Source organism: Bacillus sp. AFS015802 (assembly GCF_002561455.1).
In the GTDB taxonomy this organism is placed as follows: domain Bacteria; phylum Bacillota; class Bacilli; order Bacillales; family Bacillaceae_B; genus Rossellomorea.
Window position 1 is genome coordinate 49,707 of the sequence record NZ_NTUP01000061.1, and the last position, 16,306, is coordinate 66,012.

The 16,306-nt window shown below is 46.8% G+C and carries 11 protein-coding genes and 7 tRNA genes; 2 read left to right on the plus strand and 16 right to left on the minus strand.

From position 1 onward, the window contains the following. Positions 1-141 precede the first annotated feature (141 nt). From menB to CN378_RS16165, 4 genes are read right to left on the minus strand one after another with little or no spacing between them, the layout of a single operon-like run. Positions 142-960, minus strand: a complete 819-nt coding sequence (menB, locus tag CN378_RS16150) for a 1,4-dihydroxy-2-naphthoyl-CoA synthase (protein WP_044340358.1) — start codon at positions 958-960, stop codon at positions 142-144. A 15-nt stretch (positions 961-975) separates the two neighbouring features. Continuing rightward, the gene (menH, locus tag CN378_RS16155) at positions 976-1,785 is read right to left on the minus strand and encodes a 2-succinyl-6-hydroxy-2,4-cyclohexadiene-1-carboxylate synthase (RefSeq protein WP_098353508.1); all 810 of its coding nucleotides are present in this window, start codon (positions 1,783-1,785) and stop codon (positions 976-978) included. Further along, positions 1,766-3,520 carry a 2-succinyl-5-enolpyruvyl-6-hydroxy-3-cyclohexene-1-carboxylic-acid synthase gene (gene menD / locus CN378_RS16160; RefSeq protein WP_098353509.1) on the minus strand — a complete coding sequence of 585 codons (1,755 nt, stop codon included), beginning with the start codon at positions 3,518-3,520 and terminating at the stop codon, positions 1,766-1,768. Before menD ends, menH begins: the two co-directional genes overlap by 20 nt. Further along, positions 3,513-4,919: an isochorismate synthase gene (locus CN378_RS16165; protein ID WP_257141171.1), complete on the minus strand. Its 1,407-nt coding sequence runs from the start codon at positions 4,917-4,919 to the stop codon at positions 3,513-3,515. Before CN378_RS16165 ends, menD begins: the two co-directional genes overlap by 8 nt. 303 nt (positions 4,920-5,222) lie before the next feature. On the opposite strand from CN378_RS16165, the gene CN378_RS16170 reads away from it, so the two are divergent. Continuing rightward, positions 5,223-6,146, plus strand: a complete 924-nt coding sequence (locus CN378_RS16170; protein ID WP_098353511.1) for a 1,4-dihydroxy-2-naphthoate polyprenyltransferase — start codon at positions 5,223-5,225, stop codon at positions 6,144-6,146. A 113-nt stretch (positions 6,147-6,259) separates the two neighbouring features. Then, a complete protein-coding gene (locus tag CN378_RS16175) occupies positions 6,260-7,024 on the plus strand; it encodes a TraR/DksA C4-type zinc finger protein (RefSeq protein ID WP_306471883.1) in 765 nt (254 codons plus the stop codon). 39 nt (positions 7,025-7,063) lie between these two features. Here CN378_RS16175 and CN378_RS16180 read toward each other — a convergent pair whose 3' ends face one another. The 12 genes from CN378_RS16180 to CN378_RS16235 all read right to left on the minus strand — a co-directional run bounded on the left by CN378_RS16180 (position 7,064) and on the right by CN378_RS16235 (position 16,215). Next, complete coding sequence (locus tag CN378_RS16180) at positions 7,064-9,469, minus strand: glycogen/starch/alpha-glucan phosphorylase (RefSeq protein ID WP_098353515.1); 2,406 nt, start codon at positions 9,467-9,469, stop codon at positions 7,064-7,066. Further along, positions 9,459-10,904 carry a glycogen synthase GlgA gene (gene glgA, locus CN378_RS16185; RefSeq protein WP_098353517.1) on the minus strand — a complete coding sequence of 482 codons (1,446 nt, stop codon included), beginning with the start codon at positions 10,902-10,904 and terminating at the stop codon, positions 9,459-9,461. Before glgA ends, CN378_RS16180 begins: the two co-directional genes overlap by 11 nt. Next, positions 10,901-11,929, minus strand: coding sequence for a GlgC family sugar phosphate nucleotidyltransferase (locus CN378_RS16190; protein WP_098353519.1), 1,029 nt, complete (start codon positions 11,927-11,929; stop codon positions 10,901-10,903). Before CN378_RS16190 ends, glgA begins: the two co-directional genes overlap by 4 nt. 40 nt (positions 11,930-11,969) lie before the next feature. Beyond that, positions 11,970-13,127: a glucose-1-phosphate adenylyltransferase gene (locus tag CN378_RS16195; RefSeq protein ID WP_098353521.1), complete on the minus strand. Its 1,158-nt coding sequence runs from the start codon at positions 13,125-13,127 to the stop codon at positions 11,970-11,972. Between the two features lie 16 nt (positions 13,128-13,143). Next, complete coding sequence (glgB, locus tag CN378_RS16200) at positions 13,144-14,994, minus strand: 1,4-alpha-glucan branching enzyme (RefSeq protein WP_306471884.1); 1,851 nt, start codon at positions 14,992-14,994, stop codon at positions 13,144-13,146. 605 nt (positions 14,995-15,599) lie between these two features. After that, positions 15,600-15,671 (minus strand) — tRNA-Glu (locus CN378_RS16205). A gap of 4 nt (positions 15,672-15,675) precedes the next feature. Continuing rightward, positions 15,676-15,766: transfer RNA gene (locus CN378_RS16210), tRNA-Ser, on the minus strand. Positions 15,767-15,771: 5 nt separating this feature from the next. Then, a tRNA-Asn gene (locus CN378_RS16215) sits at positions 15,772-15,846 on the minus strand. 9 nt (positions 15,847-15,855) lie between these two features. Then, positions 15,856-15,932, minus strand: a tRNA-Ile gene (locus CN378_RS16220). 14 nt (positions 15,933-15,946) lie between these two features. Further along, positions 15,947-16,020, minus strand: a tRNA-Gly gene (locus tag CN378_RS16225). A gap of 20 nt (positions 16,021-16,040) precedes the next feature. Beyond that, a tRNA-His gene (locus CN378_RS16230) sits at positions 16,041-16,116 on the minus strand. Positions 16,117-16,139: 23 nt separating this feature from the next. Next, positions 16,140-16,215 (minus strand) — tRNA-Phe (locus CN378_RS16235). Positions 16,216-16,306 lie beyond the last annotated feature (91 nt).

Here is a 16,306-nt window from a genome sequence, read left to right on the forward strand (position 1 = left end):
TTGATGGTTTTATATGGGTGGTGAAATCATATTGTACATCGTTCCTGCCATTTTGGACCTTGCTCTCTAAATAAACTTCCCGTAACTATACAAAAAAAGCCCGATGAATCCATCACAGATTCATCAGGCCGCCTCAAATCATCAAGGGAAACGAGGGAATTGTCCGAAGTCCGGCTTACGCTTTTCTTTGAATGCGTCACGGCCTTCTTTCGCTTCTTCCGTTGTGTAGTATAGAAGGGTAGCGTCACCTGCAAGCTGCTGCAGTCCTGCCAGTCCATCTGTATCTGCATTGAAAGAAGCTTTTAGGAAACGAAGGGCAGTCGGGCTCTTTTCAAGCATTTCTGAAGCCCACTGAACCGTTTCTGCTTCAAGCTGCTCGTATGGAACCACTGTATTGACAAGGCCCATTTCAAGCGCTTCCTGTGCGTTGTACTGACGGCATAGGTACCAGATTTCTTTCGCTTTCTTGTGACCGACGATGCGTGCAAGGTATCCTGCACCGTATCCTGCGTCAAAGCTTCCTACTTTAGGACCCGTTTGTCCAAAGATTGCATTGTCAGCAGCAATCGTAATATCACATACGACATGAAGGACGTGTCCCCCACCGATCGCGTACCCGGCTACCATTGCGATGACAGGTTTCGGGATCACACGGATCAGACGCTGCAGGTCCAATACGTTCAAGCGAGGAATTTCATCTTCCCCGACATATCCGCCGTGTCCACGGACACGTTGGTCGCCACCTGAACAGAATGCTTTTTCACCGGCACCTGTCAACACGATGACACCGACTTTGGAATCGTCGCGTGCATAAGCAAATGCATCGATTAATTCCATTACCGTTTTAGGACGGAATGCGTTACGTACTTCTGGTCGATTGATCGTAATCTTAGCGATCCCATTGTAAGTTTCGTACAAAATATCTTCGTAGTTTCTTTCTGAAACCCATTCAAAAGCCATTTAGTTGTTCCTCCTTTATGTAGTTAACAGTAGATCCTCTATTATTGTACCAAACTTTCGCGGTTCTTCCACATGAATTGCATGACCTGTGTTGGAAAATGTCACAATATTGAACGCAGGATTGAGCTTTTTCATATTTTCTGCAATCCCAACGAACTTTTGATCCAGCTCCCCGACAAGTAAGTGAACCGGAATAGAGAGCTTCCCAAGCTCCCCCCATAAAGAATCCTGTGCGCCTGTCCCCATCCCCCTTAAGCTATTGGATAAGCCTATGGTAGATTGGCTCAGACGCTGTTTTCTGATTTCAGAGCGTTCTTCGGCCGAAAGTCTTTTCTGAGACGCAAACAAGGGAATCTCTTGCCAGAAATCGACAAAATTTTTAATTCCCTCTCTCTCGATTCTTTCAGCAAGACCTTGATCCTTCTTCCTGCGCTCTGCTCTTGCTTCAAGCGTCTTCAGTCCAGGTGAAGAGCTTTCGAGTATCAACGTTTTCACCTTTTGAGGATACTTCACGCTAAAGTGAAGAGCAGTACGGCCTCCCATGGAATAACCGAGCAATACGGCATTTCCAATGCCAAGCTGGTTAAGTATATAGTAAATATCCTCTGATACCCGATCCATCGTATATCTGCTGTCATCTTTTGGGGAATCCGTCCGTCCGTGACCAATCAAATCAATGCTGACGCATTGATAGGAAGCGGACAATGCATCGGTGACAGATGCCCACGTTGTCGTGTCACCCGTGAAGCCGTGAAGGAAAACCAACGGCTCTCCCTTTCCTTTAATTTCTACAAAATATCGAATATCATTCACTTGAAGAATCAAGGTGTTCACCCTTCATATTCTGCGTCATTTCCCGGGAAACAAAATTCCACAATTTCCGATGATTTGCTACATTTTCTTCCCGATTGGTCATCACTTCAATGATCTTGATCCCCTTGCTTTGATCTGCTTCCTGGAGAGCCGGGATAAAATCGCGTTCGGATGTGACGTGGAAATAACGTGCACCGTAAAGCTTTGCGGCATGGGCAAATGCAAGGTCCATCGGCGTACCGAACAGGTCTTCGAAGTGAGTCTGATCACCTGCTTGCGGCAGATACGAAAAGATCCCCCCACCATTATTGTTCATGACCACGATCGTCATATCCAACTGATATTTCCTTGCCGTCAACAAGCCGTTCAAATCATGGAAAAAAGCGAGATCACCGATCAGGAGATACATCGGCTGCGATTTCGTACTTATACCGAGAGCCGTGGATACCACACCGTCAATCCCATTGGCGCCGCGGTTGGCAAAGATGCGAAGGGAGCGGTCATTCGTGAAGAAGTAAGTATCCAGGTCACGGATCGGCATGCTGTTACTTGAAAACAATGTGGACCCTTCAGGCAAATGTCGGATCAGCTGATGGACGGCCATTCCTTCATCCCAGGCCTGGTGACCCTTTACCAGTAACTGTTTTGTTTGGTCATTGACCTTTTTCCAATGATGCAGCCAGTCCATATCTTCACGACGACTCTGTTTCATCAGGCTCTGACAGAACAGGTTTTCTTCACAATGGATGTAATCGGTTCCCCGAGCCGTCGGGTCCTGCCAATCTCCCCCCTTGCTCACCACCCACGTCGGAACGTCACTCAGGTTTTTCAGGAAAAGCATAAGTGCCTTCGATACCGGCATGGCACCGAAACGGATGATGAGATCAGGATGTAATGATTCTTTGAGTCCATCGATTCTGAGGAATGTATCGTAGCAATCTATGATATTTTCTTTCGAATGGCTTCCACTCCGGACAAAGGACAGTGGATCAGCAAGGATGGGAAGTCCATATTCCCCCGCCAATCCTGTAATGGACTGAACGGCATCTTCGTTTAATCCTGGTCCGCAAACAATCAGGCCGCGTTGTGCGCTCACGATTTTTTCATGTAGTTCATGCACCGACGCCTGAGATAGTTGCCGGTCTCCTTGAAGGACCTTTTTTACAGCCTTTGCTTCAGTAAATTCCACCTGTTGCAAATCCGGTATCAGGGGCTCCCTGAATGGGAAGTTATAGTGAACCGGACCTTCGGGATAGGCCGTCGATGCTGCCGCTCCCCTTGCGGCAGATGACCGGGCATATTGAATTATGGAGGGAAGGCTTTCCGGCAGTGCCATATCAATGGACCATTTCACATGTTTTCCATATAAATCGATTTGATTGATGGCTTGCGGCGCCCCTACTTCCCTGAGCTCATGAGGACGGTCAGCCGTCAGGACGATGAGAGGTACCCTTGCATAGCGTGCTTCAATGACAGCAGGATAATAATTCGCCCCGGCGGTTCCCGAACTGCATAGGATGGCGACGGGCTTTTTCTTTGCCTTCGCGATTCCCAATCCGAAAAAAGCCGCAGATCGTTCGTCTACGTTTATATATGTTTTCACAGCCGGATGGTGGGCAAATAGCAACGCCAAAGGAGTAGAACGAGAGCCAGGACTGATGACTACTTCGTCTACTCCATTCCCTACCAATTCCTCTACGAATGCCGCTAAATAATCTGTCAATTTCTGCTGATGTTCATCAATCATGGACGGTTCCCCCTAATGCACGGAGCATTGGTCGAAATTTCATCTGTGTTTCTTTAAATTCACTTTCGGGCTCTGAATCGGCTACGATTCCGCACCCCGCATACAAGTAGGCTTTCTCTCCCTGAAGGAGACCCGAGCGGAGGGCGACGGCATACTCACCATTTCCGTAGGCGTCGATCCAGCCGATGGGAGCGGCATATAGGCCGCGGTCCATCTCTTCTTCCTGCCTGATCACATGCATCGCCAGATCTCTCGGCACCCCGCCCAAAGCGGGAGTCGGATGCAGCTTTTCAACCAGGTTTAAAAGCGAGGTATGCTCGGATGCCCGGCCGATGACAGGCGTGTACAAATGCTGGATATCCTTCAGCTTCATCAGTTGAGGCGAAGAAGGAATCGACAGGCTGTCGCAGAAAGGCTTCAGTGCCCGTTGGATGCTGTCGACCACAAGCTGGTGCTCGTAGCGGTTCTTTTCATCCTCGAGCAGCTCTTCCCCAAGCTTTTCATCGCTCACAAGGGTATCCCCCCTCGCGGTCGATCCCGCAAGGCAGGTGGAGAGGATTTCTTCCCCCGTCTTCTTGACGAGGCGTTCCGGAGTGGCTCCTATAAAGCAGCTTTCTTCCCTTTCAAAGCTGAATACAAAGCTGTCGGGCTGCTGTTTCCACAGGTTATCCAATACGAAATCCGATGACACCCGTCTGTCGAAAGCCACTTCACATTTCCTTGCCAGTACGACCTTATCCATCTCACCCTGCTGTAAACGCTTGACTACACTTTGAACGGAATCCTTCCATTCGTCAGGCTTCACATCCCGGTTCCCTAGCCACTCAGGACGTTCAGGAATGATTGCCTTGCGGGCGTTTGCCAGAAGCTCCTCTCTCAAACTGATCCGTTCATGGAATAAGCGTTCATCGTCTTCAGGGTGGCAGATGACATTCATCGTTAAGTAATTCATCTTCCCGGTCTTTGTCAACATGAACATCGGGAGCTGGAATGAACCGGTAGAGAAATGACTCCACTCATCACTGTCTTCGTTCAGCGGGTCGAAACTGAAACCGCCGAATAATAATGGACCTGTGCCTGCCCATTTATCCCCTGTCACGACCACAGATTCTCTGATTAAGCGCTTCCACTCATTCTCAACGGTGAAAAATCGCTCCTGCATCTCATCTGTGGACAGTATCTGAGCCGCTCCCAGTCCTACAAGCGTGATGGTATGATCACGGTCCTTCCATAAAAAGCGCTCTCCATGAAAAGAGCTTCCTCCATAATAAAAAGAGAGAGGATCGACGACATCGACTTCCTCCACGATGCTGAGAAGGACGGGGTGATGTATTTGTTTAGCCTTCATTTTGGCTGTATCATATGCTTTTTCAATATTGGTTTTATGGATGGTAACCAACTGAATTCCCCCAAACAAAATCACGTACAGTATTCAAACTTACTATAAGATACACCTGTACCTATGGTGTGTCAACGAAGTTCAAGACATGTTTACAATATTTATCCTTATTATATATAATAAACCCTTTTTCTCCTTTTGAGAAACCAAAAGCGTTGTAAAAGTCCTCATTTACTGGAAAATAGAACCTTCACGAATTTGTAGAAAATGATTGACAGTCCTCCTCCCTTTACCTACACTTTAATCTGTAAAGGAATTGTAATGTTTTCTGAAAATTCCTTATTGCGTAAGGGAGAGAGAATGATGGAACAACAAGCATCCAACATGTTGGAATCAGATAAAGGGTGGAAAATCTGGTGGCAATTGACAAGGCCCCACACTCTTACGGCAGCTTTTGTACCCGTATTATTAGGGACGGTACTTGCACTGCAATTTACAGACGTTAACGTCATGCTATTTTTAGCCATGCTGGCAGCCTGCCTGCTGATCCAGGCTGCGACGAATATGTTCAATGAGTACTATGATTATAAAAGGGGCCTTGATACCGAGCATTCAGTCGGTATCGGCGGAGCGATCGTACGTAACGGCGTCAAACCGTCCACGGTCATCAACCTTGCTTTCTCACTATACGGAATCGCCCTTCTGTTAGGGATTTATATCTGCCTTAACAGCACTTGGTGGCTCGCCATCATAGGCTTAGTGTGCATGGCTGCGGGGTACTTTTATACTGGCGGACCAATGCCAATTGCGTATACACCCTTTGGCGAAATCGTAGCCGGGTTTTTCATGGGATTTGTGATCATCCTGATCTCATTTTACATCCAGACCGGCTATATCAATGGGGACAGCATCCTCATTTCCATCCCGGTATCGATACTTGTCGGCTCCATCCTGTTGGCCAATAATATCCGTGACCTTGATGGAGACAAAGAAAACGGCCGTAAAACCATTGCCATCCTATTAGGAAAGAAAGGGGCGATCATCCTGTTGGGCGGCATGTTTGTCGTATCCTACGCCTGGATCATCGGACTCGTCGTGACGGGAATTTCATCCCCATGGCTGTTCGTAGCCTTTCTGAGCGTTCCGAAAGCGGTCAAAGCAACGACCGGTTTCATCGGGAAATCACAGCCCATTGAAATGATGCCCGCCATGAAAGCAACCGCCCAGACCAACACCATCTTCGGATTCCTATTATCCATAGGATTACTGCTTGCTTATATGCTATAGAGCGATAAAAGTCGACCCGACATTTCCGGGTCGACTCTTTTTTTATGTTTTAACCATCCCACTTTCGGATAAAGTATGGTTAGGACAAGATTTTAGCGAACATAACGAAGGATGTGAAGAAATTGCTAACAGACAGCCAAAAACAATCTCTAAAACAAGAATTGGTTCAACAGGAAAAGCAGTTACAGGAACATTTACATCAGGATTTAGATAATCTTCACCATACAAACGAACGCGATAACTCAGGAGAACTTTCCCTTTACGATAATCACCCGGCTGATATGGGAACAGAGCTTTATGAGCGGGAGAAGGATTTCGCCATCGATGATCACGCGAAGCTCGAACTCGATAAAATCCAACAGGCCCTCCACGCCTTCGAAGACGGTACTTACGGCCAATGTAAGGAATGCGGCCAGGATATTCCTTATGAGCGTCTAGAGGTGATCCCGACGACTCTTTATTGTAAGGATCATACACCGGAGCAATCGACGCCTCAGGACAGGCCTGTGGAGGAAGATGTCCTGCAGCCGCCCGTCGATAACGAATTCAGACACGAAACAGACGGCAATGTGCGGGATGATCAGGACAGCTTCCAGGAAGTCGGGCGTTTCGGGACTTCAGAAACACCATCCGACTTTGAAGGCGATCATGAGGATTATTCAGACCTATACCAGGATGAGGATACATCGGAAGGGTTCACAGAGGATTTTGAATCGTTCGTCGGCACCGATATGGAAGGCTCGGACCGTAAAGCCTACCCTTCGAAAACCCATGAAGAGTATGAAGACATGCTGGATGAGAATGACATGGAATCGCCACTTGGTGACATCCCCTATAAAGATGGCGACAGTTATGTTTCCGACAAGAAAAAGAAATAACAAACCAACGCTTGGGATCCGGATCCCAAGCGTCTTTTTCTACTTCATTAAACTTCCCTGTGCAATGCCCCATATGTCCTTCGCATATTGCTCGATCGTCCGGTCACTTGAGAAGTAGCCGGAATTGGCAATGTTCTGTAAGCACATCCGGGACCAATGCTCTCTGTTTTCATACGCCTTTCCTGCTTGTTCATGAACCCTGACGTACGAGTCGAAATCCCGAAGGACAAAGAATTGATCATTCTCGGTCAGTAAAGAGTCATAAATCGTTTCGAAATGGTCACCAGCATCCGGAAGCGTATCATCGATCAATTGGTTCAGCACCTTTTTGATCCGCGTATCATAGTGGAAATACTCCATCGCATAATACCCGCCATGTTGCTGATACTTCATCACCTCTTCAGCCGTCAATCCGAATATAAAGATATTGTCATTCCCGACCTGCTCCAGGATCTCGATGTTGGCACCGTCCAACGTTCCAAGTGTCAAGGCACCGTTCATCATGAACTTCATGTTCCCCGTGCCGGATGCTTCCTTGCTGGCCGTTGAGATCTGCTCAGACAAGTCGGCCGCCGGGATGATTTCTTCCGCGAGGGACACCCGGTAATTTTCCAGGAACACGACTTTAATGCGCCCTTTCACAAGTGGGTGATCATTCACGAGATCGGCTACAGAGTGAATCAATTTAATGATTTTCTTTGCATAATAGTAACCCGGGGACGCCTTTGCCCCGAAAATGAACGTCCGTGGATGAAAGTCGAATCCCGGATCTTCCACGCAGCGATTATAAAGATGAAGGATGTGCAGGACATTCATCAACTGACGTTTATAGGCATGAAGCCGCTTCACCTGAATATCGAAAATCGAAGTCGGGTCGACGATGATCCCGTTGCTTTCAAATATCCGGTCGGCAAGCTTCCGTTTATTCTCCTGCTTTACATCATACAGATCCTTCAGGAATGCCGTGTCATGGTGATACTCCTTCAGCTTCGCCAGTTTGGCGGGTTCTTTCATCCACTCATCCCCGATCGATGATGTAATCAGGTTCGACAGGGACGGGTTGCTGTTCAGGAGCCACCTTCTATGAGTGATCCCATTTGTCTTACTATTAAATTTACCTGGATAATATTGATAAAATAAGTTCATTTCCCTCTGCTTCAAGATCTCCGTATGGATCTTCGCCACACCATTCACACTGAAGCTTCCTACAATCGCAAGATGGGCCATTTTCACTTCATCATGGGAGATGATAGCCATATCTTCTATACGCTTCCACTCGCCGGGATACTCTTTCCATAATTCCCTGCAGAACCGCTCATTGATTTCATTCACGATCATATGGATGCGGGGCAGAAGGGGCTGGAATATACGGATCGGCCATCTCTCCAACGCTTCTGATAGAGTCGTATGATTCGTATAAGCAAATGTATTCGTCGTGATTTCCCACGCTTCTTCCCATTCAAAGGAATACTCATCAAGGAGCACCCTCATCAGTTCCGGGATGGCAAGGACCGGATGGGTATCATTGATGTGGATCGAAATATTTTCATGAAGTTCCTTCAGGTCCCCATTCCGGTATAAGTACGAATCCAGAATCGAGCGGATGCTTGCCGATACCAGGAAGTATTGCTGCTTGAGGCGCAGGATCTTCCCTTCTTCATGGGTATCGTCAGGATAGAGGAATTCGGTGATCGCTTCTGTATCCCGCTTGTACTTCATCATATCCTTTCCTGCTTTATAGGCGGCAGGCTCGGCACTCCATAAACGAAGGGTGTTGACCGTCGACGTTTCGAACCCCACTACAGGCATGTCATAGGGGACGGCCGCAACCACCTCTGCATCCACATGACGGAATTTCAATACATCGTTTTCCTTATAGGATTCCACCTTTCCCCAAAAAGGCACTTCCACGGTAAGGTCTGACTTTCTCACCTCCCACACATGACCATGACGCAGCCACTGCTCCGGAAGCTCCATCTGAAATCCGTTCACGATCTTTTGTTCAAACAGACCATGCTTGTAACGGATCCCATAGCCATGACCGGGTAAATTAAGAGATGCAAGGGAATCCAGAAAACACGCCGCTAACCGGCCGAGACCCCCATTACCAAGCCCTGCATCATGCTCGACCTCTTCCATATCAGCAAGGTCGATCCCAAGGTCCTGAAGCCCCTTTTCCACAATATCGTAAATCCCCAGATTCATCAGGTTTTGGCGAAGCAGGCGCCCCAGCAGAAATTCGATGGATAAATAATACACCTGCTTTTGTTTATTGAACCGGTACTGCTCGTTCGTCTGGATCCAGTTCATCGATATATATTCCCGTATCAGGTGCCCTAATGTGAAGAACTGATCCTGACTGGTGGACTCGGGAAACGTCTTACCGTACATCATTTCAAGCTTCTTCAGAAACATTTCTTTAAATTCAATCGGATCAGAAAACATGGCTTTCACTCCTTGATACCAGGTCAGCGTACAGTTGATTATACTTAAAGGCCGATTGGGCCCAACTATAATCCTTATTCATGGCAGTTCGTACAATATGATTCCACGTTTCCGGCTCATCGTTGAAATACGATAGAGCCCTTCGGTAAGTGTGGAGCATATCGTGAGCATTAAAATTTTTGAATGAAAAGCCGTTGCCCGTCTTCGTCTCTTCATTATAGGATTCAACCGTATCGTTCAATCCCCCCGTCTCCCGTACAAGCGGCAGGGCTCCATATCTCATGGCAATCAGCTGACCCAGTCCGCACGGCTCGAATTTCGATGGCATCAGGAACAGATCACTGGCAGAATAGATCTGTTTTGCCAGTTCCTCATTAAAGCCGATTTGTACCCTGACCTTATCCGGATACGTCCACTCCATCTCCCTGAAGAACTGTTCAAACTCCCAATCCCCTGTCCCGAGCAGGACAAACTGGACATTTTCCTGCATCATTTCATGGAAGACACCCCTGATGAGTTCCAGCCCCTTCTGGTTCGTTAACCTTGAAATGATGGACACGAGGGGAATTCCTTCATTCTCCACAAGACCCAGGCTTTTTTGCAAATGACGCTTCGCCTGCTTCTTTCCGTGCAGATTCCCGCTGAAATAAGGAAACTCACCGTCATCTGGATTATAGACATCATCGTCGATCCCATTGAGGATCCCCAATAACTGGTTGTACCTCTGACCCAGGATGTGATGAAGCTTTTCTCCATAGTAAGGCGTAAGGATTTCCTCTTTATATGTAGGGCTCACCGTGGTGACAATATCCGAAGAAATAAGCGCACCTTTCATGAAATTGATGTTTCCATAAAACTCGAGGTATTCATGATGGAAATACTTCTCGGGGATGCCCAGTAAGTCCGTCATCACCTGTTTAGGGTATATCCCTTGAAATTGCAGGTTATGAATGGTGAACACACTTCGGATAAATGAATAGCCCGGTCTCTCCTGATACTCGCTTCTCAGCAGGAACGGAACCATGCCCGTATGCCAATCGTGACAGTGAATCACATCAGGATAAAAGTCAAGGACCGCGATGCTTTCGAGTACTGCCCGTGTAAAGTACGCAAACCGCTCCCCATCATCAAAATATCCGTATAACCTGTCCCGGTTAAAATAGTATTCATTATCGACAAAATAATACGTTACTCCATGTTCACTGTACTCTTCTATGCCACAATACTGATTACGCCAGCCGACCGACACGAAAAACTCTTTCTTACGTTTCATTTTCGCCCGGAACTCTTGCGGGATCCCGCCGTATTTAGGCAGGATCACCCTGACATCCGTCCCCAAACTTCTTAACTCCTTAGGCAAAGCGCCGGCGACGTCCGCCAGGCCTCCGGATTTAATAAAAGGGACACACTCAGATACTACAAATAACACTTTCACGAATTCATCAGCGCTCCTTGAATCATCCCTTTGCGAATGACAATTGGATTGTTTGGATCTCCGATAAGCTTGACGCCATCCTCTATTCGCACATCTTTATCCAAGATCACATTCTCTAGTACACAGTTATCTCCAATTTGGCTCTTTTGCATAATGATGCTGCCTGAAATCGTCGTGTCCTTCCCGACCTTGACCGCACGGAACATCGTTGAATTCCGCACCTTCCCTTCAATGAAGCACCCATTGGCGATGATGCTGTTCTTCACACTTGCCATGGAGGTATAGCGGGTCGGCGGCTCATCCTTCACCTTTGTATAGATGGGCGCATCCTTCTTGAACAACTCTTTCCAATCGGATAAATTCAACAGCTTCATGCTGGCATCATAGTACTCCTCGATACAATCGATCTTCTGCACGTACCCCTCATGCTCATAACCGCATACTTTAAAACCGCTGTCCATATCATCCACGACATCCTGCATGCAGGTATAACCGGTCTCACGGCGGCCGTCAATCAATTTGATGAGGGTGGACGTCTTGACCAGATACATCTCCAATGAGTCCCCATTATGACGCATTTCCGTGATATCACAGCCGATACGGATATGCCTTTCAAGGACCGGTTGATAATCGATATTACACAGCGTAAAGCAATTGCTGATCAAGGCATATTCCTGGGTACTGCGGTGAAAGTAGTCCAAGTGATGGGCAAAGTGATTAAAGGAGCCCACTCCCTCTTCATTGGCTTCCAAACCCGGTGCGGGGAAGAAAAACAATCCATCGCGCTTGCGGTTCAGGTCCCAGTTCTTCCCTGACCCTAGGTGATCCATCAGTGAACGATATTGAAACTTCGGAAATATGGCAACCGAACCGATATCGGAATTCACCATATTGGAAAGGACAAAATCGATCAGACGGTACCTTCCCGCTATCGGAAGAGCAGCTAATGAGCGATGCAGCAATAAATCCTCCAACGATTCATAGTAACTCGTAGCATCAATAACACCAAGCATTGTATTCTTCAAAACACTTCCTCCTCTTATGTTGTAATGTGGGTCTTGAACCTTACACTCTTTCCTGTTCAAGTAGTGTTTCAATTAATGATTCCGTCACCAAAATGATTTCATCCGATCCTTCTTCCGGCATGATGCACAGACCGCTTGGAACCTTCACATTCGACGGGACGATTGCCTGCTCGATATAGGCATTTTCACCGATGACGGCATCGGGCATAATGACTGAGCGGCTGACATGGGCTCCCTTTTTCACCGTTGTTCCCTGGAAGAGGACGGACTTCCGGATCGTCCCTTCGATTGTACAGCCTTCATTCACCAGGGAACCTTCTACAAGGGCTTCCTCTGAAATATATTGAGGGGGCTCATTCGGATTCACCGAGTACACTCTCCAGTCATGATCAAACAGATTCAGTTCATTCTGTTCATCAATCAGATCCATATTCGCTTCCCAAAGGCTCTTGACGGTACCGACATCCTTCCAATACCCTTCAAACGGATAGGCCATCAGTTTCTTCTTCTCATCAAGCAGGAGCGGGATGACATCCTTTCCAAAGTCATGGCTGGAATCAGGGTTGCGTTCGTCCATCTCCAGATAATCCTTCAGTACAGAATAATTGAAGATGTAGATGCCCATCGAAGCAAGATTACTCTTAGGGAAAGCCGGTTTTTCTTCAAACTCTATGACCCGCATGTCCTCATTCGTGTTCATAAGACCGAAACGGCTCGCTTCATCCCACCCGACTTCGATGACTGAAATCGAGACATCTGCTTTTTTCTCGATATGGTAATCAAGCATTTTACTATAATCCATCTTGTAAATATGATCTCCCGAAAGAATCAATACGTACTCGGGATCATATTGCTCAAGATAATTCATATTTTGATAGATGGCGCTTGCCGTCCCCGTATACCAGCGCATCTCGGATGATTCAGCATACGGGGGCAGCACGGTCACACCACCGTTTTTGCGGTCAAGATCCCATGCACTCCCGATCCCGATATAAGAATTCAATACGAGGGGCTGGTACTGGGTAAGGACCCCCACAGTATCAATCCCTGAGTTGGTGCAATTGCTCAGGGTGAAATCAATGATACGATACTTCCCTCCAAATGGTACAGCGGGTTTCGCCAGGCTTTTCGTCAAAGAACTTAACCTGCTCCCTTTTCCACCTGCTAATAACATGGCTACACATCTACCTTTTGCCATCTTTTCCTGTCCCCTTTCAATCGATTGGTTTTAAATAAACGGCTGCGTATGGTGGAATCGTCATTTCCACATATCCTTCTCTTCCATGGTACGGCTCATTGTGCACGGTCAGCGGCTTCGGGTTCACCTGATGGGAGCCGCCAAACCGTTCATCATCACTATTCCAAATTTCTTCATAAGAAGAAACCTTATTCACGCCCACCTTATACTGGTGATATACATGAGGACTGAAATTGCAGATCACCACAAGATGATCCTCCTCCAGGGTCCCGTAACGGATGAAGGAGAAGATCTGCTGCTCCGCGTTATTCACATCCACCCACTGGAATCCCTCTGAACGATGATCCATTTCAAATAATGGTCCAGCACCTTTATATAAATGCATAAGCTCTTTAAAATATGAATTGAATTTGTGATGAAATTCGTAATCCAGTAAATGCCAATCCAGTTCTTCAAGGTCCTTCCATTCTGAAAATGGGGCAAGTTCACTGCCCATGAACAGAAGCTTTTTCCCTGGATGAGCCATCATGTAGCTGAGAAGCAACCGGTATTGAGCGAATTTCTGCCAGTAATCCCCCGGCATTTTATTTAATAACGATTTCTTCCCATGAACCACTTCATCGTGTGAAAAGGGAAGCACGTAATTCTCGGAATAGGCATATAACAAGGAAAATGTAATAAGAGAATGTACGTGCCTCCGTTCAGTCGTATCGGTTTCCATATATTTAAGGACGTCATTCATCCATCCCATATTCCACTTATAATTAAATCCAAGTCCTCCGTAATGAACAGGAGACGTCACCTGCGGCCAGTCCGTAGAATCCTCTGCAATCATCAGAATCGAAGAATCATATTCAAAAACGGCCTTATTCAGGTTTTTCAAAAACTGAATGGCCCCTTCATTGGGAGCAAGCTGCCCCTGGTTCGCCCAATAGATGATATTCGCCACTGCATCAATCCGGAATCCATCGATATGATACTGATCCATCCAGAAACGTGCATTCGAGATAAGGAAGCTTCTCACTTCACCCTTCCCTAAATCAAAATTCGCCGTTCCCCACGTATAATTCTCACGATCTCTTTCCTCACTGTACTCATAGGCAAACGAACCATCAAACTCATATAACCCGTGTGCATCCTTACAGAAATGACCCGGTACCCAATCCAGGATCACGCCGATATTATGTAAATGACATTCATTCACAAATGCCATCAATTCATGCGGTGAGCCGTAGCGGCTGGTAGGAGAATAATACCCGGTCCCCTGATATCCCCAGGAACGGTCAAATGGATGCTCCGTGACCGGCAGCAGTTCAATATGAGTGAATCCGTGCTCCTTCACGTGGGGAATCAATTGCTGCGCCAATTCCTTATAAGAAAGGAACGTTCCCGCTTTCTTCCTCCACGTGCCTAAATGAACTTCATAAATCGCCATCGGCTTGTCATAGACCGTAGAAGCTGCCCGATCCTCCAGCCACTTCTCATCCTCCCATGAGAAACCATCAAGCATATACACAATGCTTGCTGTGTGAGGACGCTTCTCAGAGGCAAACCCATACGGATCCGCCTTCAGCTTCTTTGATCCCGAGAGAGTGACAATCTCATACTTGTACGTTTCTCCCGACAGATCCCCATCCAGGCGAATCGTCCACAAACCCTCGCTGTTCCGTCTTTCAAGCTCAAATCCATTCCCGTTCCATTGATTAAAGGACCCCACCAATGAAACATTCCTTGCTTTCGGTGCCCAAACGCAAAATTCTGTATAGGTCCCAGTGGAATCCCTTCTCACATGTGAACCCATAAACTGATAGGCCTGCTGCAAATTCCCCTCATGAAACAAAAAAACATCATAATCTGTTATGGTCATTGCGTTCATCATCTCACCTACATTTTTTCAATCTACTTACTACTTTCTAACAACATCATTAAAATCCTCTTTATAATCGTCGCTCAATTACGACAATTTCCTACATACATGGGACAAAACGATTCCTTTTTGGAAAGTCTTACTAAATGGCAAGGTTTACATTGGAAGAACATAGGGGAAACACGAGGAATCTATAGCGAAATTTGTCGAAAGTTTTTTTATGAAAAAAAGTGAAATTTAAAGAAAATGCAGAAGGATTCCGGTGTTTTGTATGGTTTTTGGTTGAATGTGAGAGGGGCAGCTGGTGATGTCGAATGGAGGGATTCAGGTAGTCATCGAGGATGATCATATAGTTTGTTTTTTATATTATTGGAGAATGGGGATGAAGAGAAAAGAACAGAAGTTGATACTAATATAGGGAAAGTCGATAATATATCCGTGAAGTCGATTAATAAGATGAAAAAGCGATAAAATAGTCACGAACGAGGAACAGGCTTTTTAATATACCTCTCTTATGACCCCGTTCTTGCTTCATATTACCGGCCATAACACAAACTCTATTTGATACAAAAAAAAGACTATCAAAAATGATAGTCTTTCCTTAATGACCCATACGGGATTCGAACCCGTGTTACCGCCGTGAAAGGGCGGTGTCTTAACCGCTTGACCAATGGGCCGTAATGGCGGAGAAGGAGGGATTTGAACCCTCGCGCCAGTTGCCCGACCTACACCCTTAGCAGGGGCGCCTCTTCAGCCACTTGAGTACTTCTCCATATCTGGCTCCGCAGGCAAGATTCGAACTTGCGACCGATCGGTTAACAGCCGATAGCTCTACCACTGAGCTACTGCGGAATAATGAAATGGTGGGCCTAAGTGGACTCGAACCACCGACCTCACGCTTATCAGGCGTGCGCTCTAACCAGCTGAGCTATAGGCCCATATAAGAAATAATTGGAGCGGGTGAAGGGAATCGAACCCTCATCATCAGCTTGGAAGGCTGAGGTTTTACCACTAAACTACACCCGCAGATTCTATTTAAGTAAATATGGGGCGACTGATGGGAATCGAACCCACGAATGCCTGAACCACAATCAGGTGCGTTAACCACTTCGCCACAATCGCCATAACGTATTTAAATAGAAAAATGGTGGCTCAGGACGGAATCGAACCGCCGACACATGGATTTTCAGTCCATTGCTCTACCAACTGAGCTACTGAGCCAAATCGTTTTCGGCTTCCCCTAAGCTTCGAATCTCTTCGTCAGCTCACTCAGTCACATCCTCACGTATGTTAAATACGCTCCGGTGTTCCT

What these genes read in the sequence shown, in the direction of transcription:
- menB (WP_044340358.1), bottom strand. Translation starts at nt 960, where the DNA reads ATGGCTTTTGAATGGGTTTCAGAAAGAAACTACGAAGATATTTTGTAC.
- menD (WP_098353509.1), bottom strand. Translation starts at nt 3,520, where the DNA reads ATGATTGATGAACATCAGCAGAAATTGACAGATTATTTAGCGGCATTC.
- CN378_RS16170 (WP_098353511.1), top strand. Translation starts at nt 5,223, where the DNA reads ATGGAACAACAAGCATCCAACATGTTGGAATCAGATAAAGGGTGGAAA.
- CN378_RS16180 (WP_098353515.1), bottom strand. Translation starts at nt 9,469, where the DNA reads ATGTTTTCTGATCCGATTGAATTTAAAGAAATGTTTCTGAAGAAGCTT.
- CN378_RS16195 (WP_098353521.1), bottom strand. Translation starts at nt 13,127, where the DNA reads ATGGCAAAAGGTAGATGTGTAGCCATGTTATTAGCAGGTGGAAAAGGG.
- glgB (WP_306471884.1), bottom strand. Translation starts at nt 14,994, where the DNA reads ATGACCATAACAGATTATGATGTTTTTTTGTTTCATGAGGGGAATTTG.